The organism is Streptomyces sp. NPDC004788 (genome assembly GCF_053601115.1).
The window spans coordinates 1-20,220 of sequence record NZ_JBSGBF010000125.1; the positions used below are offsets into that span (position 1 = coordinate 1).

General features: G+C 70.1%; 14 protein-coding genes and 3 pseudogenes. 9 read left to right on the forward strand and 8 right to left on the reverse strand.

From position 1 onward, the window contains the following. The first annotated feature begins 607 nt into the window (after positions 1-607). Together ACWEJX_RS34030 and ACWEJX_RS34035 are read left to right on the forward strand one after the other, a co-directional pair. On the forward strand, positions 608-1,096 hold the full coding sequence (locus ACWEJX_RS34030) for a TetR/AcrR family transcriptional regulator (RefSeq protein WP_451611290.1): 489 nt from the start codon (positions 608-610) through the stop codon (positions 1,094-1,096). A 136-nt stretch (positions 1,097-1,232) separates the two neighbouring features. Continuing rightward, positions 1,233-3,995 carry a helix-turn-helix transcriptional regulator gene (locus ACWEJX_RS34035; protein WP_451611277.1) on the forward strand — a complete coding sequence of 921 codons (2,763 nt, stop codon included), beginning with the start codon at positions 1,233-1,235 and terminating at the stop codon, positions 3,993-3,995. A gap of 7 nt (positions 3,996-4,002) precedes the next feature. Here the strand turns inward: ACWEJX_RS34035 and ACWEJX_RS34040 are convergent, their stop codons facing one another. Next, on the reverse strand, positions 4,003-4,809 hold the full coding sequence (locus ACWEJX_RS34040) for an alpha/beta hydrolase (protein WP_451611278.1): 807 nt from the start codon (positions 4,807-4,809) through the stop codon (positions 4,003-4,005). A gap of 333 nt (positions 4,810-5,142) precedes the next feature. Between ACWEJX_RS34040 and ACWEJX_RS34045 the strand changes: the two genes are divergently transcribed. The 3 genes from ACWEJX_RS34045 to ACWEJX_RS34055 all read left to right on the forward strand — a co-directional run bounded on the left by ACWEJX_RS34045 (position 5,143) and on the right by ACWEJX_RS34055 (position 8,118). Then, on the forward strand, positions 5,143-5,613 hold the full coding sequence (locus tag ACWEJX_RS34045; protein WP_451611279.1) for an SsgA family sporulation/cell division regulator: 471 nt from the start codon (positions 5,143-5,145) through the stop codon (positions 5,611-5,613). A gap of 335 nt (positions 5,614-5,948) precedes the next feature. Continuing rightward, on the forward strand, positions 5,949-7,016 hold the full coding sequence (locus ACWEJX_RS34050; RefSeq protein ID WP_451611280.1) for an alpha/beta fold hydrolase: 1,068 nt from the start codon (positions 5,949-5,951) through the stop codon (positions 7,014-7,016). A 256-nt stretch (positions 7,017-7,272) separates the two neighbouring features. Beyond that, positions 7,273-8,118: an alpha/beta fold hydrolase gene (locus ACWEJX_RS34055; protein WP_451611281.1), complete on the forward strand. Its 846-nt coding sequence runs from the start codon at positions 7,273-7,275 to the stop codon at positions 8,116-8,118. Positions 8,119-8,428: 310 nt separating this feature from the next. Here ACWEJX_RS34055 and ACWEJX_RS34060 read toward each other — a convergent pair. From ACWEJX_RS34060 to ACWEJX_RS34075, 4 genes and pseudogenes are all read right to left on the reverse strand, one after another. Then, positions 8,429-8,848 (reverse strand): annotated as a pseudogene (locus tag ACWEJX_RS34060) (DUF308 domain-containing protein); the annotation flags it as partial. Positions 8,849-8,894: 46 nt separating this feature from the next. Further along, positions 8,895-10,514: a tannase/feruloyl esterase family alpha/beta hydrolase gene (locus ACWEJX_RS34065; protein WP_451611282.1), complete on the reverse strand. Its 1,620-nt coding sequence runs from the start codon at positions 10,512-10,514 to the stop codon at positions 8,895-8,897. 325 nt (positions 10,515-10,839) lie between these two features. Then, a complete protein-coding gene (locus ACWEJX_RS34070) occupies positions 10,840-11,460 on the reverse strand; it encodes a cytochrome b/b6 domain-containing protein (RefSeq protein ID WP_451611283.1) in 621 nt (206 codons plus the stop codon). Then, a pseudogene (locus tag ACWEJX_RS34075) lies at positions 11,447-12,115 on the reverse strand (molybdopterin-dependent oxidoreductase). The gene ACWEJX_RS34070 and the pseudogene ACWEJX_RS34075 overlap by 14 nt, the downstream one beginning before the upstream one ends. A 462-nt stretch (positions 12,116-12,577) precedes the next feature. Between ACWEJX_RS34075 and abc-f the strand changes: the two are divergent. The 3 genes from abc-f (at position 12,578) to ACWEJX_RS34090 (ending at position 16,623) form a co-directional block, all read left to right on the forward strand. Continuing rightward, on the forward strand, positions 12,578-14,212 hold the full coding sequence (abc-f, locus tag ACWEJX_RS34080) for a ribosomal protection-like ABC-F family protein (RefSeq protein WP_451611284.1): 1,635 nt from the start codon (positions 12,578-12,580) through the stop codon (positions 14,210-14,212). Between the two features lie 79 nt (positions 14,213-14,291). Then, on the forward strand, positions 14,292-15,953 hold the full coding sequence (locus ACWEJX_RS34085; RefSeq protein WP_451611285.1) for an ABC-F family ATP-binding cassette domain-containing protein: 1,662 nt from the start codon (positions 14,292-14,294) through the stop codon (positions 15,951-15,953). A 115-nt stretch (positions 15,954-16,068) separates the two neighbouring features. Next, positions 16,069-16,623 (forward strand): CGNR zinc finger domain-containing protein, encoded by a 555-nt coding sequence (locus ACWEJX_RS34090; protein ID WP_451611286.1) that lies wholly within the window; start codon positions 16,069-16,071, stop codon positions 16,621-16,623. A gap of 265 nt (positions 16,624-16,888) precedes the next feature. Here the strand turns inward: ACWEJX_RS34090 and ACWEJX_RS34095 are convergent, their stop codons facing one another. Then, entirely contained in the window at positions 16,889-17,416 is a 528-nt protein-coding gene (locus tag ACWEJX_RS34095) for a sigma-70 family RNA polymerase sigma factor (protein ID WP_451611287.1), read from the reverse strand. 513 nt (positions 17,417-17,929) lie between these two features. Here ACWEJX_RS34095 and ACWEJX_RS34100 point away from each other — a divergent pair. Next, positions 17,930-18,478, forward strand: coding sequence for a hypothetical protein (locus tag ACWEJX_RS34100; protein ID WP_451611288.1), 549 nt, complete (start codon positions 17,930-17,932; stop codon positions 18,476-18,478). A 165-nt stretch (positions 18,479-18,643) separates the two neighbouring features. On the opposite strand, the pseudogene ACWEJX_RS34105 reads toward ACWEJX_RS34100, so the two are convergent. Continuing rightward, positions 18,644-19,114, reverse strand: a pseudogene (locus ACWEJX_RS34105) (FAD-dependent oxidoreductase); the annotation flags it as partial. A 338-nt stretch (positions 19,115-19,452) separates the two neighbouring features. Next, positions 19,453-19,878, reverse strand: coding sequence for an Ohr family peroxiredoxin (locus ACWEJX_RS34110; protein ID WP_451611289.1), 426 nt, complete (start codon positions 19,876-19,878; stop codon positions 19,453-19,455). Positions 19,879-20,220: the final 342 nt, after the last annotated feature.

Consider the following 20,220-nt stretch of genomic DNA (forward strand, 5'->3'; position numbering starts at 1 on the left):
GCGAGGGCGTCGCCGACCGGGACCTGGCCGGGGGGCGCACGCGGCACCCGGTGGTGCGGGGGGGGGTGGGCGAGGGGGGGGGTGTGTGAGAGCGCGGGGGGGGCCGGGCCCCCCCCCCCCGCGCCCCCCCCGGCCGCCGGCCGCGCCTGCGCGGCACGACCGACCACCGACCGGTCGTGCGGCGAGGCGATGTCCAGCAGCTCCGGGTCGCTCGGCTCCACCCAGGATCCCCCGATGAAAAGCCGGTCGTAGGTGATCACGCGCGCTTTCTCCCTTCTGGTGGCATCGGTCCCGTCCGTTCGGACCCCGCGTCTAAATGCAACTCCAATGTAGCACTTCTGGTTGTAGACGAAACATAAGAGTCTTGAAGAACAGTTGATCACCGGCATTGGCGGCACATTCAGGCGTGAAGGGCCGGCGCTCCGCCGTTCCGGATCGAAGGTCCGACAGATCTGCTATCTGCGGCTCGAATGTGGTGCTTAACTGGCAGCGCTCCACATGCAAGTGGCTGTAGACGCCTCAGGCGCCACACTTCCTGGCTAGACTCGGGACGGTGAGAGCCGACGCAGCGCGCAACCTGGAAGCAGTCCTGACCACCGGAGCCCGCATGCTCGCCGCCGATCCCAGCGTGAGCATCGCCAGCATCGCCGCCGAAGCGGGCGTGGACCGGAGCACCGTCTACCGGCGCTTCGACTCCCGCGAGGACCTCCTCGCCGCCATCTACACAGCGCGCCTCACGGCCATCGAACGGGCCATCGAGGACGCACGGCTCCGCGAGGCACCCGTCGCGGTCGCCCTGCACCGCTACGTCGAGAACATCATCTCCGTCAACCGCACCTGGCCCGTCGACCTCGCCCGTATGCTCGCCGACGAGACCGTCCACACACGCCGCGACGCCGCCGTACGCGAAGTCGACGCCTTCCTCCAACGCGCCACCGACGAAGGACTGCTCCGGCCCGGTCTTCCCGCGGGATGGGCCAGCGCGCTGCTGCCGCAGCTCATGAACCTGGTGTCCCGACAGAGCGCCGAGCTGAGCCCTGGCCAGGCGGCCGACGTCGTCGTCGACACGTTTCTGCACGGCATCGGAACGTCCTGACGCAGCGGCGGCCTCGCAAGCACATATCTCCACACATCCGCACGTATCTCTGGGACGAACGCCGTAGGGTGCTGTACGCGTGAACTGCACGGGCGTTCGGACAAGGCTGCTTCAACGGGGAAGGAAGTAGGGGACGATGGAGTCGATCGGAAGAGCGATGGTCGGCCGCGAACGCGAGCAGGCGGTGCTGTCCGAGCTCGTCGCGGCCGCCGGAGGCCGGGCCCTCGTCCTGCGCGGCGACGCGGGTGTGGGCAAGAGCGCCCTGCTCGACCACGTCGCGGGCGTCGCCGAGAGCGAGAAGCACCGAGTGATCAGGGCGGCCGGCGTCGAGGCCGAGTCGGAGCTGCCGTTCGCGGGCCTGCACCAGTTCCTGTACCCGCTGCTCTCCTCCATCGACCGGCTCGACGACAGCCACCGAAGGGTCTTCGACGTCGTCTTCGGCCGGAGCGAGAGCTCGCCTCCCTCGGTCATGACCCTTGGCATCGCCGTCCTCGACCTCCTGTCCCTCGCTGCTTCGCAGCAGCCCCTGCTGCTGGTGCTCGACGACGGCCAGTGGTTCGACACCTCCAGCACCGACGTGTGCGGATTCGTGGGGCGCCGGCTCACCGCCGGCTCGGTGAAGCTCATCGTCGGCCTGCGTGCCGGCGTGCCGTCGGGCTTCGACACCGCCGCCCTTCCGGAACTGGCGGTGACCACGCTCTCGGGGACGGCGTCGGAGCAACTCCTCGACATGCGCCACCCGGAGCTCGACTCCCGGATCCGCCGGCTGATTCTGGACGAGGCCCAGGGCAACCCACTGGCCCTGCTGGAACTACCCCCGTACGTGCGCGGCAACCGGGCCGGACATACACACGAGGCACTGTTCGGATACACCGCCATCCCACTGCCCGAACGTCTCCAGAAGGTGTACGGCGCCCGGATCCAAGCCCTCGGCGACAACGTCCGAGCGGCGCTGCTGCACGGCGCTCTGGACGGCGTCGGTGCCGGCACGGCGACCGGCCCCACGGGAGGCGCGCGCTACCGCATGGTGGATGCCCACGAGGCGGTGGCCGCCGGTCTGCTGGACATCGACGCGCTGAGCGGCGACTTCGTGTTCCGGCATCCGCTGGTGCGTTCGACCGTCGTCCAGATGGCGACGCCCAACGAGCGGCGGGCCGCTCACGCGGCTCTCGCCCGCGTGCACCGTGACGACATCGAGCGGCGGGCCACGCATCTGGCGGCCTCGACGGTCGATCCGGACGAGGAGGTGGCGGCCGTCCTGGAGGCGGCGGCGGACTCCGCGACGCGGCGTGGCGGTGCGCTGGCCGCCATCACGTGGCTGACCCGCGCCGCGGAGCTGAGCGAGAACCACGAGGAACGGTCCAGGCGGCTGGGCAGCGCGGCGTACATCGCCGGGCACTCCGGCCAGCTGGACCAGGCGCAGCAGTTGCTCCGCGCGGGCACCGGGTCGGGTACGGACGCTTCCCCGGACTCCGTGGTGGCGTCGGGCTATGTCGCGTTCTTCGAGGGCGGGGACATCCGGTCCGCGCAGCGGCAGGTCTTCGCGGCGATCGAGAGCATGCGCGACAGCGGGCCGCGGGAACCGGACGAGGTGCTCACTCGCTTGGTCGACCTGCTGCTGGCCATCAACCAGTACGCGAGTGACGAGGTCTGGTGGGAACGGACTCACGAGCTGCTCGACTCGCTGGGCGATCTGGTGCACTCGTACTCACGCATCTACCAGGACGCCTGGGGCGACGTGGTGCGTCGCGGCGCCGGTGTGCGGGAGCGGGTGGAACGCGCCTACGCCGGCCTCCACCTGGAACCGTGGGACATCACGCGGCTCGGTGCCGCCTCCTACCACGTGGACACGCTGAGCCGGTACCGGCCGATTCTGCAGCGCGCCGTGGATCGCGAGGCGGAGGCGGGGGCCCTGGCCGACGCCATGACCATGCTGCACCTGATCATGCTCGACCAGATCGCGGTGGGCGAGTGGGACGAGGCCGAGCGGACCGGCCGACGTTGCCTGGAGCTGACGACGACGCACGGGCACGGTCTGTTCGTCTACCACACTCATGCGTACGTGGGCTTGCTGGCCGCTCTGCGCGGCCGGGTCGACGAGGCCCGGGAGCTGCAGGCCCTGGTCGATGCCTGGGCCCGCCCCCGCGGCGTCGGATTCCTCACCCAGATCGCCGACGCCATCGGCACCGCCGCCGCTCTCGCCGAGGGCGACTACGAAGCCGCCTACCTCCATGCCATCGGCCTCACGTCGCCCGGCTCCTTCGCCCCGTACGCCCACCAGGCCTCCCGTACCCTTCTCGATCTCGTCGAAGCCGCCCTCCACACCGGCCGCGCCGAACAAGCCCGCAAGCACGCCCTCGCCGCCCAGGAAGCGGGCCTCCCCGACATCTCCCCCCGCCTCGCCCTGGTCACCTACGGCGCCCTCGCCATGACCAGCACTGATCCCACCGAGGCCGAGGCACTTTACGACCGCGCCGAAGCCCACCCCGCCGGTGCCGACTTCCCCTTCGAACTCGCCCGCATCCGGCTCGCCCGCGGCATCCGCCATCGCCACGCCCAGGGACGCAGGGCGGCACGACGGCCGCTGGCCCTGGCGGCGGAGACTTTCGAACGGCTCGGAGCGACCACCTGGGCCGAACGTGCCCGGGCCGAACTCCGCGCGACCGGTACCCCCGCACTCGCGTCCTCGGCATATCTCACCCCGCTGACCTGGCAGGAGCGCCGGATCGCGGACCTCGCCGCGAGCGGCCTGACCAACAAGGAAATCGGCGAACGCATGCACCTGTCGCCACGCACCGTCAGCTCACACCTCTACCGCGTCTTCCCCAAACTCGGCATCACCGCACGCGCGGCCCTGCGCGACGCCCTGACCAAGCTGTCCGACGGCCAGAACGTGTGACCGTGTGTCAGCCCATCGAGGTGTGGGCACGGAGACCCCGTTCCTCAAGCCAGCCGAGCACGTAGTCGGCGACGAATCTCCATCCGTTGTCGATGATCAGGGAGTGGGACCGGTCCGCGAACTGCTTCAGGTCGGTCACGGCCGTCGAGTCGCCGTACGCCTTGTACACCGCGCGCGTGACGGCGTCGGGCACCAGCCGGTCCTCCTGCCCGGAGATCAGCAGGAGCGGGCCGCGGTTCGCGTTGCCGACGTCCGCCACGGCGCGCGGGCTGCGCTCCCCGCCCGCGAGGCCGAGGTCGGCCACCAGACGGCGGGGCGCCTGCACGACGTAGCGCTTGAAGAGCCGGTGGGACTCCTCTGCCTCGACCGCGTTCGCGAAGTCGCGGTGGAACCGGGCCGGAGACAGGGACACCAGGTCTCCGGCGGCATCCGCCTGGTCAGGGGTCCACAACCGGGCCGAGGAGTCGGGCAGCGGGATGCCATTGACGGGGGCGGGTGCGATGGCCACGGCGGCCCGGCCGATGTCGGCTCCGATGAGATGCTGCGCGATGAGGCCGCCCACCGAGTGGCCGACGATCACCGGCGCGGCTTCGAATGAACGTATGACTTCCGCGTAGTGGTCGATCAGCGTGTCCAGGCGGATGCCCGCGAGCGTCTCGGACGGCGTTCCCATCTCCGTGATGGTGGCGGCCTCACCTGGCCAGCCTGGTGTGAGGGCGAGAAACCCCCGACCGGCGAAACGCTCCGCCCATGGCTCCCAGGAAAGCGCGTGCAGCCAGGTGCCATGGATGAAGACGACTGGAGTGCGGTTCACGGATGGCTCCTCCGAGCATGACGACCAGCCGGCCCTGACACGCCGACGACAGGTCCAGGATCGTCCAGGCGCGGATCGGGGGGCGACAGTCGAATGACTCAATCGTCGATCGCCCTCGGTGCCCGAAGCGCCCCGAACGCCCAAGTGCCCCTGTGGAGACCGCCCGGGCGAAGCGTGCGGATACGGATGACGGTCGGGCCGGCAGGCGTCCCTCGCTGCCTGATCACCGTCGAAACCGGCGATCCTCGGCGGTCAAATGACTTACGCACGGCGCTCCCGCGCCGACGAGAGTAGGCCCGGCCAGCTTTCGTCGCAGAGGGAGATCCCCACATCATGAGCGGTGACCGATCCGGTGTACAGGCCCGCCGAGCGATGCCGAAGGGCCGCCTTGAGCTGATCCTGCACGTCGAGCGCGTGTTGGGCGTCTCCTCCCGACAAGCCGTCAGGGCGGAGTTCCGGTTCGCCCCGGAGGCGCCCCTGGCCGTGTGCGTGGAATTCCTCGTCCAAGGCGGCCCGCGGGTGCTGTGGCGGATCGGCCGCGACCTCCTGCAACGGGGACTTCACTCGGCGAGCGGCTCCGGTGACGTACGGATGTGGCCGTCGCGGTACGAGGACCGGGCCACCGCCTGGCTTCAACTGACCTCCAGGGACACGGCGGCCCTGTTCGAAGTGCCCGCGGCGCCGCTGGAGGAGTGGCTGGCCTCCACCTACGAACTGGTTCCCGCCGGCGATGAGCTCGCCACGATCGACTGGGCCGCCGCCACCGCCGACCTGCTCCGGAATCCCGGGGCGCACTCCGACTGACGACGGCCGTACGGGCCCGGGCGGTAGCTTGTGTTTCCCGCGCCGTGTCGGGACGAGGCGGCGGCCGGGACACGGAGCACGGCCACCCCGCCGGAAGTACGAGGGGGCGCTTCCTCGGGGCGGGGACCAGCCAATGGGTGGATGTCCCCTGCACGGGCGTGGACAAGGGCGGGAGTCAACCGTCCGGACCGGTACCCCTGGTCGAAGCGGTGCGCGCCGCGAAGTCCCGGACCTGACACCCGTTCACCACACCAGACATGACGATCTCGTACCGCAGCTCTGCCATGGGCTCCGGGCACAGGCCGGAGACCGAAACGAACGACGGAGGACTTCACATGATCAACAGGCGCACATTCAGCAAGGCCGTCGGCCTGGGCAGCGGCGCGGCGGCCGTCTCGCTGACCGGCCTGCAGACCGACGCGCTCGCCGCGACCGCCTCGCACGGGCCCGGCGGCAAGCCGGTTCCCACAGTGCCGAGCAGCATCCCCGGCAGCCACACCGAATTCCGCACATACAAGCACGTCAAGGCCGGCGTGCTCGACATCGGTTACGCCGAGACCGGGCCCGCACACGGCCCGGTCGTCCTCTGCCTGCACGGCTGGCCGTACGACATCCACAGCTACGTCGACGTCGCCCCGCTCCTCGCCGACCTGGGTTACCGCGTCATCGTTCCCTATCTGCGCGGCCATGGCACCACCCGGTTCCTGTCGCGCCGTACTCCTCGCACCGCCGAACAGTCTGCCATCGCGCTCGACATCATCGCCCTGATGGACGCCCTGAAGATCGACAAGGCAGTCCTGGCCGGTTTCGACTGGGGCTCCCGGACCGCGGACATCATCGCCGCGCTGTGGCCCGAGCGCGTCAAGGCCCTGGTCTCCACCGGCGGATACGTCATCACCAACCGCAAGGCGCAGCTGGAGCCGGCCGCGGCGGCCGTCGAGCACAACTGGTGGTACCAGTGGTACTTCGCCACCGACCGCGGCAAGAAGACGATGGAGAACGAGGAGCAGCGCATCGCGCTGTGTCGGTTCGTGTGGACCCTCGTCTCCCCCAACTGGAACTTCGACGACGCCACCTACGCGCGCACCGCCGAGGCGTTCAAGAACCCCGACTACGCCGCGATCGTCCTGTTCAACTACCGCTGGCGCATCGGCCTGATCGACGGGGAGGCCCGCTACGACCGCTACGAGAAGCAGCTCGCCGCCCAGCCGCCCATCCACGTTCCCACCGTCACCCTCGACCCCGCCCTCGACCCCTTCACCCCGCCCGGTGACGGCTCGGTCTACCGCGACCACTTCACCGGTCCCTACGCGCACCGCACCGTCGCGAACATCGGTCACAACCTGCCGCAGGAGGCGCCGACCACCTTCGCCCAGGCCGTGGTCGACGCCGATCACCTCTGAGCAGGGAGCCGACCCGAGACGGGCGCACTGCGCGGCCCCAGCCACGCCGCACGCGGCGAGGCGACCCGCTCCTGGGGAATCGCCGGGCCGCCTCTGGCGATGCACAGCGGCGTGCCGGCGCACCGAAACTCCGTCACCATCTTGACGGGTGACGGAACCAACTGACAGATTCATCACCGGTCAAAGCGGTGATGTTGAACGGCGGGTCGTTCCGTCCCGTTGTCGAAACACCTTGAAGGGATATTCCGTGGTGAGCATGAAGATTGGACGCAAGCGACTGATGACCGGTGTGGCGGCGTCGCTCACGGCAGGGCTCGCGCTCGGCGCGTTCACCCTCGGCGGCGGCACTGCCAACGGCGCGGAAGGGACCGTCGAGGCCGCCAGTCACACCAAGCCGACGATCGTCCTGGAACACGGCGCCTTCGCCGACGGCTCCAGCTGGAACGGCGTCATCGAGGATCTGCGCGCGGACGGCTACCCCGTCGTCGCCGCCGCCAACCCACTGCGCGGCCCCGCCTCCGACGCCGCCGCCCTGCGCACGGTCCTCGACCATGTGAAGGGCCCCAAGATCCTCGTCGGCCACTCCTACGGCGGGAACGTCATCAGCCAGGCCGCCGCCGACGACCCCGACGTCAAGGCCCTCGTCTACGTCGCCGCCTTCCTCCCGGCCCCCGGCGAGAGCGCCCTCGAACTGACCGACAAGTTCCCGGGCTCCACCCTCCCCGGCGCCCTCGACCCGGTGACCTACCATCAGGCCGACGGCTCCGCCGCCACCGACCTGTACATCCAGCAGGACAAGTTCCACCAGCAGTTCGCCGCCGACGTCCCCGCGGAACAGGCCGCGCTCATGGCCGCGGCGCAGCGCCCGATCGCCCAGGCCGCCCTTGGGGAGAAGGCCACCACGGCCGCCTGGAAGACGAAGCCCACCTGGGACATCGTCACCACCCGCGACCTCAACATCCCGGCCGCCGTGCAGCGCTTCATGGCCAAGCGCGCCCGCGCCCACACCACCGAGATCGCCGCCTCGCACTCGGTCGCCGTCTCCCACCCCCACCTCGTCGCCGACGTCATCGAACGGGCCGCCCGCGCGACCGTCCGCTGACACCGTTCGGGGGGCGGTGGGACCACACCCCGGGTCCCACCGCCCCCCGGACACCGCAGGTTGACGGACTGACGCATCGTCATCTACCTGTCGGCCTTGCTGGTCCAGCGCGGCAGGCAACTGGCTCGCGCACCCACCAATCAAGGCCCAGAAGTCGTCTCACGTGACGTTGTGTTCGTGCGGCGCGATGCCGGCCGGGGCCGCTGTACACGACAGCCTCGCCCTCAAGCCGCTCGCATAGCGCGGCCCGGAAAAAGTGGTTCGACCCGCGCCCGTGAGGGCGCGGGTCGACGTGCGTTTCGCGACAAGGTCAGGCGGTCCGGGTGCGCAGCCGGCGAGACTTCCAGCCCAGCAGCAGGGCCTGGAGCATGAACCACACGCCGCCGCCAGTGGCGTACACCGACAGCACGTCCAGCGAGGAGTTCCCGCCGGCCGCCTGGATGTTGTAGAAGATGCCGACCACGAAGGACAGCCCGCCCGAGATCAGGGTCGGCCATTGTCTGCCCAACTCGGGGCCCCGGCGGCGTACTCCGACGATCACCTGGGCGGCACCGGAGACGACGGCCCAGGCGCCGAACACATGGAGCACCGGTGTCTCGCCGCCGGCGCCGGCGATGCCGACCGCGACGCCGGCGAGCGTGCTCAGCACGCCGTTGAACGCGGTGACCCGGCGCTCGGAGCAGTCGGGGGTCGCGCGGTAGTCGATCAGCGAGGACACCGCGTCGATCAGCGCCGGCGGATGGTCGCGGGGGCCAGCCTGCCGTCGTCGGGCCCGGTCACCGCCAGGACGGGGCGACGCACCGGAAGCTGGAGGCGGCGGCCAGGTCGCCGTAGCCCTTGTAGCTGGACACCTTGGGGTAGCGGCACAGGTTGCGTGCGACCCGCTCGCCGTCGGCGTTGATCAGCGTGGCGGGCAGCGTCTTGGGCGCCTTGCCGTCCTCGACCCAAGCGGTCAGGGCGGCGAGGCCGTCGGCCGAACCGTCCTGGCCGTTCAGGCCGCAGTGGCTGGTGTTCGGGGCGATGAAGAGACGGTAGAAGTCGTCGACCGCCTTGGTGCCGCCCAGCTTCCGCTCGACCTGCTTGCGGTACTTCACGGTGCCCTGGGCGGGGATGTACTCGTCGGCGTCACCGTGCCAGGTCAACAGCTTGCCGCCGGAGTCGCGGAAGGCGGACAGGTCGGGGTCGTCCGTGCCGATGATCTCGTCGTACTCGGCCTGGGACTGCTTGAACAGCTCGGTGAACTGGCTGTAGGTGATCGTCGAGACGTCGAAGGACGGGTCCTTCTTCACCCAGCTGGCGGCCCAGTAGGCGGGCACCGGGAAGGGCGCGCCCTTGAGGGCTCCGTCTGTGCCGGGGATGGTGGCCGCCAGGCCCTTGAGGTCGGCGCCGACCGGGACACCGGGCCACAGTTTCCTGCCGGACGTGGTGCGCGGGCCGTCCCAGATCTTGCGGACCACAGCCGCGTCGGCCGCGGTGATGACCAGCTCCCTGCCGTCGCACACCACCTTGGTGCCGATCAGCCGGCGCGGGTCGAAGTCGCAGCGGGAGGCGTCGTTGACCAGGCCGTCCTTGGCGCCGTCGAGCGTGTCGCAGGCGTTGACGGCGGCCTTGGTGAAGGCGTCCAGCTCGCAACCGGTCGGGTAGGTCTTCTCGTTGTTCATGACCACCTGCGGCCACAGGGTGGCGATCTCGAACTCGTCCCAGTTGATCGCGGGCGCGTCGGCGAGGATGCCGTCGTAGTCGTCGGGGTGGCGCTGGGCCTCCATGTAGCCCTGGCGTCCGCCGGTGGAACAGCCGGTGAAGTAGGCGTACGAGGCGCGCTTGCCGTACATCGCGGCGACGACGTCCTTGCCGACGACGGCCGCCTCGTGCTGGGAGCGGGAGGCGAAGTTCTCCAGCAGCGCCTTGTTGACCTGGCCTTCCCCGTTCAGCGCCCAGCTGACGTCGAGGGCGTCACCGACGCCGGCGTTCGTGGTGGTCACGGCGTAGCCGTTTTTGACCGCGGTGCCGAGCCCGACGCCGTTGTCACCCGCGAGGTAGGCGGCGCCGCCGATCGCCTGGAAGCGGCCGTTCCAGCCCTGCTCGGGCAGCCAGGTCGTCACCTTGGCGTGGTCGCCGTCGCCCGGGTGGGTGAGGGTGACGGTCACCTCGCAGAAGGCCGGGACGCCGGTGACCTCGCCCTTCAGGATGCCGGTGCCCTTGATGGTGCCGCCCGGCTGCGGGACCGCCGTCACGGACTCCACCTCGGTGCCGTCCGGGGCCTTCAGCGGCACGGTGCTGCAGTCGAGCGGCGTGGACGTGGCAGAGGTCTGGGTATCCGCGGACGCGGTCGGCAGGTACAGGGCCGCGGCGAGCGGCACACCGGCGGCGAGGACGGTCAGAAGTCGTCGTCTCATGGGTTCCATCCAGAAAGTAGGTGGTGTAGGTGGTCGAAGGCGACACGTATGCGCTTGGGGAGAGGAGCAGGACCGGCGGCTGGAGCGAAGGCTCACGGCATACCGAAGACTGATCGGGATCTCGTCACCGGTTGCACCGGTGACGAATGGGAAGGTGTCACTTTCGTCGCATCGACGGCTGGTTACCACTCTGAGCGCTTGCCGGCCGCCGGAGAAGCGTCAGTTGACGGTCCGTGTCCATGGCCGTCGAAGGCCGCGCGCACCGACGCGTTACGTCATTCGACGGCCTGGAAACACCGGGGGATGTCCGTGTCCAGGCATACGGTCAACGCAACTCCCGCAGCCACTCGGAGTGGTGCTCCTCGGCCCAGGACCGGCTGACGTACCCCGTGCGCATCCCGAGCCTCGACTCCGGATCCTCAAGGGCCCTGCGCATGTGCCCGATGACGACGAACGTGATCGCCCAGGCCACCAGGTCGTGGACGAAGATCGCGCTGGTGCGGGAGATGAGGGGCAGCAGCCCCATGAACCACATCAGCAGTCCGGTGAACATCATCACCAGCACGGCACCGGCGATCCAGCCCGCGTAGAGCTTCTGCCCGGCGTTGAACTTGCCGGCCGGTCGCGCCTCCAGCGAGGTCCGTCGCCTGCGGACGGCCCCCAGCCACTGGCGGTCGTACACCGCGGACCGGTTCAGCCTGCGCAGGTCCGCACGGAAGTCGGCCGAGAACAACCCCAGCAGGAAGGGCAGCGGCAGCGAGATGCCCGACCATTCATGCAGGACGACCATCAGGTGGCGCCGTCCGACGAGCTGGGCGAGCGGGCCGAAGTAGAGGCAGGCGGCCGTGACCAGGCAGACCAGCATCAGGTAGCCGGTGGCCCGGTGGATCCAGCGTTCAGCGGTACTGAAGCGACGGACACGGCCGGAGGTCTCAGGCTGCGTCACTGTGCCGGTCCGCTCCGTCGAGCCAGCCGTCGATCGGGTAACCGCGTTCCTCCCAGAAGCCGGGAACGACCTTGTCGGTGACCGAGATGCCCGACAGCCACTTGGCCGACTTGTAGAAGTACATGGGGGCCACAAAGAGCCGGACCGGGCCGCCGTGTTAGTACGTGATGGGCTTGTCCTGCATGTTCAGCGCCACCAGGACGTCGGAGCGACGGGCCTGTTCCAGGGTGAGGCTCTCGGTGTAGGCGCCATCGAAGCAGGTGAAGCGGACCGCCGTGCCCTCGGAGCGCACCCCGGAGGCGTCGAGGATGTCAGCGAGCTTCACCCCCTCGAAGGGCGTGTCGTCCACGCGCCATCCGTCGGTGCAGAGCACGTCGGCGACGACCCGGGTCTGGGGCATCGCGCGCAGGTCGGCGAGGGTGTACGTCTTCGGCTTCTCCACCAGGCCGTTGACCCTGAGCGCGTAGTTGGTCTCGTCCTTGTGCGGTACCGATCCGACGATGCTGTAGTACCGGAAGCCGCCCGGATTGGGCAGCAGTCCGGTCAGTCCGGTCGAGTCGGCCTGGGAGGCGGCAGCGAGGAACTTCTCCCAGCCGCGCTGGAGAGGGGACGCGAGGGCGAGCGACGCGGCGCCCGCGCCGAGCATGCCCAGCATCGCCCGCCGTCCCATCGGCGCTCCGCCCTCGGCCCCTGGCTCCGGCTTTCGTGCCATGGTCATGCACTCCTTCACGTAGTGACGTTCCGGGAGAGATGTGTCGCCATACGACGGATTCGACACGTGTGAAGCATCCGGATCCCGGATTTCATCACCGGTTCAACAGGTGACGATCGTGGCATGCACCCTTCCCACTGTCAACGACACCCCACACCCACATGTGTTGGCGGCCGCGCAAACGGCAGGGCGAGCTGTTAGGCTTGCGCGTGACGTAGACCGTTCAACGAGGAGTCGCAGACGTGGTGGGTGACGACGACATCTCCGGGTGAGATCCGGATCTGACGGCCACCGGCCGGCGCCGAGGTGCGCTGCCGCAGTGGTCCGTTTCGTCGTACCCCTTTTCCCCATGTCTGCCCAGGGCAGAGAACCAAGCTCCGCCCTCAGTACCTCCGAGGTCTCTTCATGTCCGACGCCGCCATCGTCTGCTCGAACCTCTCCTTCGCCTGGCCCGACGACACTCCGGTCTTCCACGACCTTTCCTTCAGCGTCGCCCCCGGCCGTACGGGCCTGGTCGCCCCCAACGGCTCCGGCAAGTCCACCCTGCTCAAGCTGATCGTCGGCGAACTCAAGCCCTCCAGCGGCTCGTTGCACGTCAGCGGCACGCTCGGCTACCTCCCGCAGAGCCTGCCCCTGGCCGGGAACCTCACGGTCGCCGAGGTGCTCGGCATCGCCAAGGTGATCCGCGCCCTGGACGCCGTCGAGTCCGGCGACGTCGACGAGCGGCACTTCACCACCATCGGCGACGACTGGGACATCGAGGAGCGCACCCGTGCGCAGCTCGCCCGCCTGGGCCTGGCCGACCTCACCCTGGACCGCAGCCTGAGCACGCTCAGCGGCGGGCAGGTCGTCTCCCTCGGCCTCGCCGCCCAGCTGCTCAGGCGTCCTGACGTGCTGTTGCTCGACGAGCCGACCAACAACCTCGACCTGGAGGCCCGGCACAGGCTGTACGACGTGCTGACGGACTTCAACGGCTGCCTGCTTCTGGTCAGCCACGACCGTGCGCTCCTCGACCGCATGGAACGCATCGCCGAGCTCGGCAGCGACGAACTGCGCCTGTACGGCGGCAACTTCACCGAGTACGAGGAGGCCGTGCGCGCCGAGCAGGAGGTCGCCGAGAAGAACGTGCGCAACGCCGAGCAGGAGCTCAAGCGGGAGAAGCGGGAGATGCAGCAGGCCCGCGAACGCGCCGACCGCCGGGCGAGCAACGCCGCCAGGAACCTCAAGAGTGCCGGTCTGCCCCGTATCTTCGCCGGCAACATGAAGCGGGGCGCACAGGAGTCCGCGGGCCGGGCCGGGCAGATGCACGCCGGCCGGGTCAGCGAGGCCAAGGCCCGCCTCGACGAGGCCGGACGCGCGCTGCGCGAGGAGCAACGCCTCACCCTGGAGCTGCCCGACACCCGGGTGCCCGCCGGCCGCAACCTGTTCCTCGGCGAGGGCATGCGGGTGCGGCTCGGTGACGAGGACGTCTTCGCCGCGGGCGGCGTCGACCTGGCCGTCAGGGGCCCGGAGCGCATCGCGCTGACCGGTCCCAACGGCGCCGGGAAGACCACGCTGATGCGTCTGATCACCGGTGATCTCGCCCCGGACAGCGGAGAGATCAAGCGCGGCGACGGCCGGATCGCCTATCTGTCGCAGCGCCTCGACCTGCTGGACCTGGAGCTCACGGTGGCGGAGAACTTCGCCGGGTTCGCCCCCGAGCGGCCGGAGGCGGAGCGGATGAACCTGCTCGCCCGCTTCCTCTTCCGGGGCCCGCGCGCCCACCTCCCCGTCGGCGTGCTCTCCGGCGGCGAACGGCTGCGCGCCACCCTGGCCTGCGTGCTGTGCGCCGAGCCGGCCCCTCACCTGCTCCTGCTCGACGAACCGACCAACAACCTCGACCTGGCCAGCGCGGGCCAGCTGGAGAGCGCGCTCAACTCCTACCAGGGCGCGTTCATGGTGGTCAGCCACGACGAGCGGTTCCTCTCCCGGATCGGGATCAACCGCTGGCTGCGGCTGGCGGACGGAGTGCTCAAGGAGACGGGAGCCCCCGTGGTGTGAACCGCCGACGTGTGACATGGCCCGCGCCCGAGGCCGAATGCCCGGCGGGCCGCCCACCGATCACACCGGACGGACACCCATGCCCCAGCCCGCACTGCTCGCCCATGACCTCGTCCGTGACCTGGGCGGCCGCCGAGTCCTCGACGGCTTCTCCCTGACCGCCTCCCCTGGCCATCGCATCGGCCTGATCGGGGAGAACGGCGTCGGCAAGTCCACCCTGCTGCGGGTGCTCGCCGGCGTTGACGCACCCGACGCGGGAAGTGTCACCCGCCCCGGGAGCCTCGGCTTCCTCCACCAGGAGATGCCCTTCGACGCCGGCTCGAGCGTCGCCGCGGTGCTGGACGAGGCGCTCCGCGAGGCCCGTGAGGACCTCGCGGAGCTCGATCGCCTCGGCGAGGAGCTCGCCCACCTCCCGGAGGACGACCCCGGCCACCGGGAACTCCTCGACGCCTACGGCAGGCGGCTCGAACAGGCCCAGGACCGGGAGTCCTGGGACGCCGACCGCCGTGCCGCCCTGGTCCTCGACGGTCTGGGCCTCGGCACGGTGACGCACGACCGGCCGCTCGGGTCGCTCTCCGGCGGGCAGCGCGGCCGACTGGCGCTGGCCGCGCTGCTCGTACGGCGGCCGGCGGCGCTGCTCCTCGACGAGCCGACCAACCACCTCGACGACACAGCGGCCGCCTTCCTGGAGGAGCAGGTCCGCGCCCTGCCCGGAGCCGTGGTGATCGCCAGCCACGACCGGGCGTTCCTCGACGCCGTCTGCACCGACCTGATCGACCTCGACCCGGCGATGGACGGACCGGTCCGCTACGGCGGCAACTACAGCGCCTATCTGTCGTACAAGTACGCCGAGCGTGAACGCTGGGAGCGGCGGTACGCCGAGGAGCAAGAGGAGCTGGACGAGCTTCGCCAGGCGGTGGGCGTGACCGCGCATCGGGTCGCCCCGGACCGCGGCCGTACCGACAACGAGAAGATGGGCTACGGCCACCGCGCGGGCCGGGTGCAGAACCAGATCGCCCGTCGGGTCCGCAACGCCACCCGGCGCCTGGAGGAACTGGAGCGCACCCGGGTCGCCGAGCCGCCGCTTCCGTTGCGGTTCGCCGCCGGGGAGCTGGCGGCGCGGGCGGAGGAGGGCTCGCAGCCGCTGGTGGCGCTGCGCGACGTACGCGTGCCGGGGCGGCTCACGCTGGCCGGCCTGGAGGTGGCGGCGACCGAGCGGTTGCTGGTCACGGGCGGCAACGGGGCGGGCAAGTCGACGCTGCTCGCCGTGCTCGCCGGAGGGCTCGCGGCCGAGGGCGAGGTACGCAGGCAGCGTGGCCTGACGGTGGGGCTGCTCACCCAGGACACCGTGTTCGAGCGGCCCGGGCGCACGGTCCGCGATACGTACGAGCTGTCGCTGGGCTCGGCCCGTGCGGAGAAGGTGCCGCTCGTCTCGCTCGGCCTGATGCACGAGGCGGACCTGGACAAGCGGGTCGGACAGCTGTCCGTGGGGCAGCGCCGCCGCCTGGCACTGGCGCTGCTCGTGGCCCGCCCGCCTCAGCTGCTGCTGCTCGACGAGCCGACCAACCACCTCTCCCCCCGCCTGTGCGACGAACTGGAGGAGGCCCTCGGCTCCGGTCCTGGCGCGATCGTGATCGCCAGCCACGACCGCTGGCTACGGCGCCGCTGGCAGGGCCGCGAGATCAGGTTGGAGCCGGGGCACGACCGGCGACGGGAGGCGGCGGCGTCGGCCCGGTCCTGATACGTACGTTCGTGGGGGGGCAGGGTTCGGTCCCGGTCGCGCGCTGACCGGCGGCACCGGCCGGACCGGTGATCCACCCTTGCACCCCATCGGAGTCACCTGTCAAGATGGTGACGTGAATCTCAACCATGCCTTCGTCTGCGGACACCCGGCTCTCGACTTCGCGGCCACGCTCCGAGCCCGGCGCTCGACCCGGTTCGAGATGTTCGTGGCCCCGGACCGGCTGAACGCCTGGTATCTGGAGTCCGGTCTCGTGGATACGATCACGCCCGGCGACGAGAACGACGTCCGGGAGGCGATCAAGGTACGCGAGGCCCTCTACCAGCTCATCACCGACCGTCGCCTCGGCGAGGAGTTCGACCGCGAAGCGCTCGCCCTCCTCAACGCCGCTGCGCGCAAGGCCCCCGTGACGCCTCAGCTCACCGTGGCGGGCCGGCACACCGACGCGACTCCCGAGCAGGCCCTGGCCACCGTCGCCCGGCAGGCCGTCGAGCTGCTCAGCGGCCCGGACGTCCCGCTGCTGAAGGAGTGCGGCAACCCCGAGTGCACGCGCGTCTACATCGACCGGTCCCGCGGAATGCGGCGCCAGTGGTGCGGCATGGAGTCCTGTGGCAACAAGTCGAAGGCGGCCGCGTACCGCGCCCGCAAGAAGGCCCCGGCGGCGCACTGACCTCTTGGAGGAGGCGCCCCGGGGCGATGCCGCCGGAAGCCGGTGGGCCGCCTCCACGATCCGGCGGACGTGCGCTCCAGGAACTCCAGGAGCTCCCGGACCGTCCCGGCCGCCGTCTCCGCCGCACCGCGCCGACCCACGGTGAACGACACTCCGGCGTTCTTTTCCGGCCTTCGACCGCGACACGTACAAGCAGCGCAACACCATCGAACGCTGCATCGACAAGATCAAGCAGTGGCGCGATTTCCCTTACAGGGCCGGGGGTTCACCCTTCCGGAAGAAGCCGCCGGTGCCCGCCTGCGCGCAGCTTGCGCAAGGCGTTGTGCTGACGGCTCTTGACCGTTCCTGTCGGCACTCCGAGGATGCCCGCGGTCTCCTTGATGCTGCGGTCGCGCAGGTATATGTGGACCAGCACGGCGCGGTGTTCGGGAGACAGCCGGCGCAGGAGCGGCCGGACCGCCAGGGCGTCGTGCACCGCCTCGGCACTGTCGGTGCCCGAGGCGGGTTCGCTGTAGGTGACCCCGACGACCTCTTTCCGGGCGTGGGGCTTGCGCACCCAGTCGATGACCAGGTGCCGGGTGACGGTGAAGAGCCAGCCTCGGACGGATCCCTCCATTCCGACCAGGCGGTCGATGTTCTGCCAGGCCCGGATGATGGTCTCCTGCACGATGTCCTCGGCGAGCCCGTGGTCACCCAACATCTTCTCGGCGTACGCGACGAGGCCGTCCCGGTGTTCCCGCATGATCGTGCCGAGCAGATCCGACCCGGACACAGCCGTGAGGGGCGTAGCCATAGTGTTCTGAACCATCCTGGTTCTCTGTCGTACGGAGACCGGAGGTCGGATGTACCCCCGGGCGAGTCTGCACACCTCGCGAAAGATACGTGTTAACCATATTAGAGTCGTCCGCGACACACATGTGTCAATCTCTCGCGCGGGTCATATGAGGTGATGTCACCGAGGTCCCGTGGAAGGGCCTTCGAGGCCCGAGCGCGACAAGAGGACCAGCGGTGATCGTCAAGGACGGCGACAGCCGGCAGTGGAACATGTTCGTCGGAAATGTTCGTCGGAAGGCTCCACGACACACGTGCCAGGCAGTCCGTGCGCGAGGAACGTCGTGGAGGGGGCCGGCCGGCGCCTTGAAACGGCCGGAGAGGAGCCGCCACCCCATGTATACACCGGGACATAGGCGTATATCGTGAAAGACAAGCAAACCGGCCTATGTCCGGCCTCCACACCTATCCGCACAGGGCACCTGGGCGTAGGTACCATGCGCAGCAACATTCATATCGAGGGAGTGAAACCGTTGTGACCAACCAGTCGACCGCCACCCGGTTGGTGGACCACGCCGCGTCGGATCTTGAGGAGAACCGCCGTCTGCAGCAGGAGCTGACCGAGCGGCTCACGATGCTGAAGCGGGAGGAGGCGCTCCTGACGGACATCCTGAACCTCGCTCAGCGGTACGAGGGGTTCGCGGACCCGTCCCGACTGCCCGAGCAGTCGGAGGACGAGCCGGTCGCCACGAAGGGGAAGCGAGCGTCCAGCGGCGCCGGCGCGCGACGCGCGGCCCCGGCCAGGTCCGCTCCGGCGGGTCACGAGCCCAAGTCCGGCACGAAGGGGAAGTCGCGGCAGCCTCTGCTCGGTGACCTCCTGCTGGAACTGCTCGGCAAGCACGACGAGCCGCGCCCGGCGAAGGAGCTGCGGGACGAACTCCTGACGAAGCACCCGGACCGCAACCCGACCCCTCAGGTGGTTCGGAACACCCTCGAGGCTCTGGTCGCCAAGGGGCGCATCCGGCGTCACAAGCAGCAGCGTTCCGTCCTGTACACCGTCAGCGGTGAGGACTCGGCCGGCTGACACGGCGCCGCCTTCCCGGAGTCCGCGTCGCCCGGCGCGACGTACGCGAGAACCTGATCGCCCGGGACCGGACGCTTCCGGCGACAGGCCCAGGACGACGAGCGGGCGAGACCGTGCGCGCTGATCATGAGTCCCTCCTCGTCACCAGCGTCCGCTCTCATAGCCGTCGACCTCGACGTCGCGACCAGTGCTCTCGGCCTCACGTACGGTCAGTCCCACGGAGGCGATTTCTGAGTCTGTGAAGACGACGCCCGGGACGGCCTCGGTGTCGGCCGTACCGCTGTGCGGTGCCCAGCGACTGGTCTCGATGACGCCGAACCGCACGTCCGCACCGGATCCCGCAGCCGTTCGGTGACGAGTTCCCCCGCGAAGGGCTCCATGCGGGGCAACAGCCCGTCCTCTCGGGCGAGCAGGGTCACCCGGCTGCCCAACGCCTGCCAGCCGGTGGCCATCCCGGCGCCCACCACACCCGCGCCGACGACCGCCAGACGAACCCGGGCGGCTTCCGGGCGCTCGTCGCCTCCCGGCTGGTCCAGGGCCTCAGGGCTTCGGACACCGGGGCGGTGGCCGCGCCGCGCTGTTGCCTGTGCCCGCGGCCACGGCGTGCCGGGCCCGCAGCCGGACCGTTTCACCGTCCCGGGTCTGCCCGTACATGTCGCGCTCGGCGCACCGTCAGAGGAAGTCGGTGACGGACGGGCCGCATCCCGCAGAGACCACGCTCTGGGCCCAGCTCCACACCTGCGTGTCGGTGGGCCATGCGCGCTCCTTCGAGCCTGCCGCGCTCGGGAGCGGCCACTCGCCGGTGACCGCGGGAGTACGGCCGGAGACAGGACGACGGCGACTGCCTTCGGATACGTACGTGCTGGAGGCCACGCCCTGTCCTCGCTCTCCGGTGGGTGGGTGGGTGTGAAAGAGACGGTGCGGGTCCCGCCGGGGGGAACGCGGGACCCGCGGTCTGGGTGGGGAGGGACGGGTCAGGCGGCGCTGGCATTGATGGTCACGGGGACGTTGTCGCGCGTGGCCCTGGAGTACGGGCAGATCTGGTGGGCGGCGTTCGCGAGCGTCTCGGCGGTGGCCTGGTCCACGCCGCCGAGGACGGGGCTGAGGACCGCGGAGAGGGAGAACGTGTCGTCGTCGCCGTGCGTGAGGGTGATCTCGGCAGTGATGGAAGTGCTGGTCAGCCGGATCTTGCGCAGCGTCGCCGCGCGGCGCAGCGCGCCGAGGAAACAGGCGGCCCAGCCGGCGGCAAGGAGCTGCTCGGGGTTGGTCGCGGTGCCGGCGCCGCCCAGTTCCTTGGGAAGACCGAGGCTGGTCTCCAGCAGACCGTCGGCGGAGCGGACGTGACCGCCGTTCCGGCCCTCTCCGTCGACGTCGACAACGGCGGTGTAGGTGACTGCCATGGCTGATGCTCCCCATCTGGGTCAAAGGGTCTTGGGACACCTCCCGGCCACGCATTCAACGTCACCGGTTGAGAAGGTGACGCAATCATGGCAGTGAGTGCGTCACCGGTCAAGTAGGTGACTGTTGTTGTCCGTGCCTGTAGCCGGCACATGTCGCAAACACAGCAGGCCCGCGGAAGACGTCCAGGCATCGGCACCCTGAAGCCGCCCGAGCCGCCGAAGTCCCGACGACGCGTGTGACGTTCGTCGGCCCGCGCGGGCCGGCGCAACGGAAAACCCGCACAAAACTTGGGCCCCCACCTAAACCTGCGGGGGGGGGGGGGGGCGGGGGTGGGGCGCGCG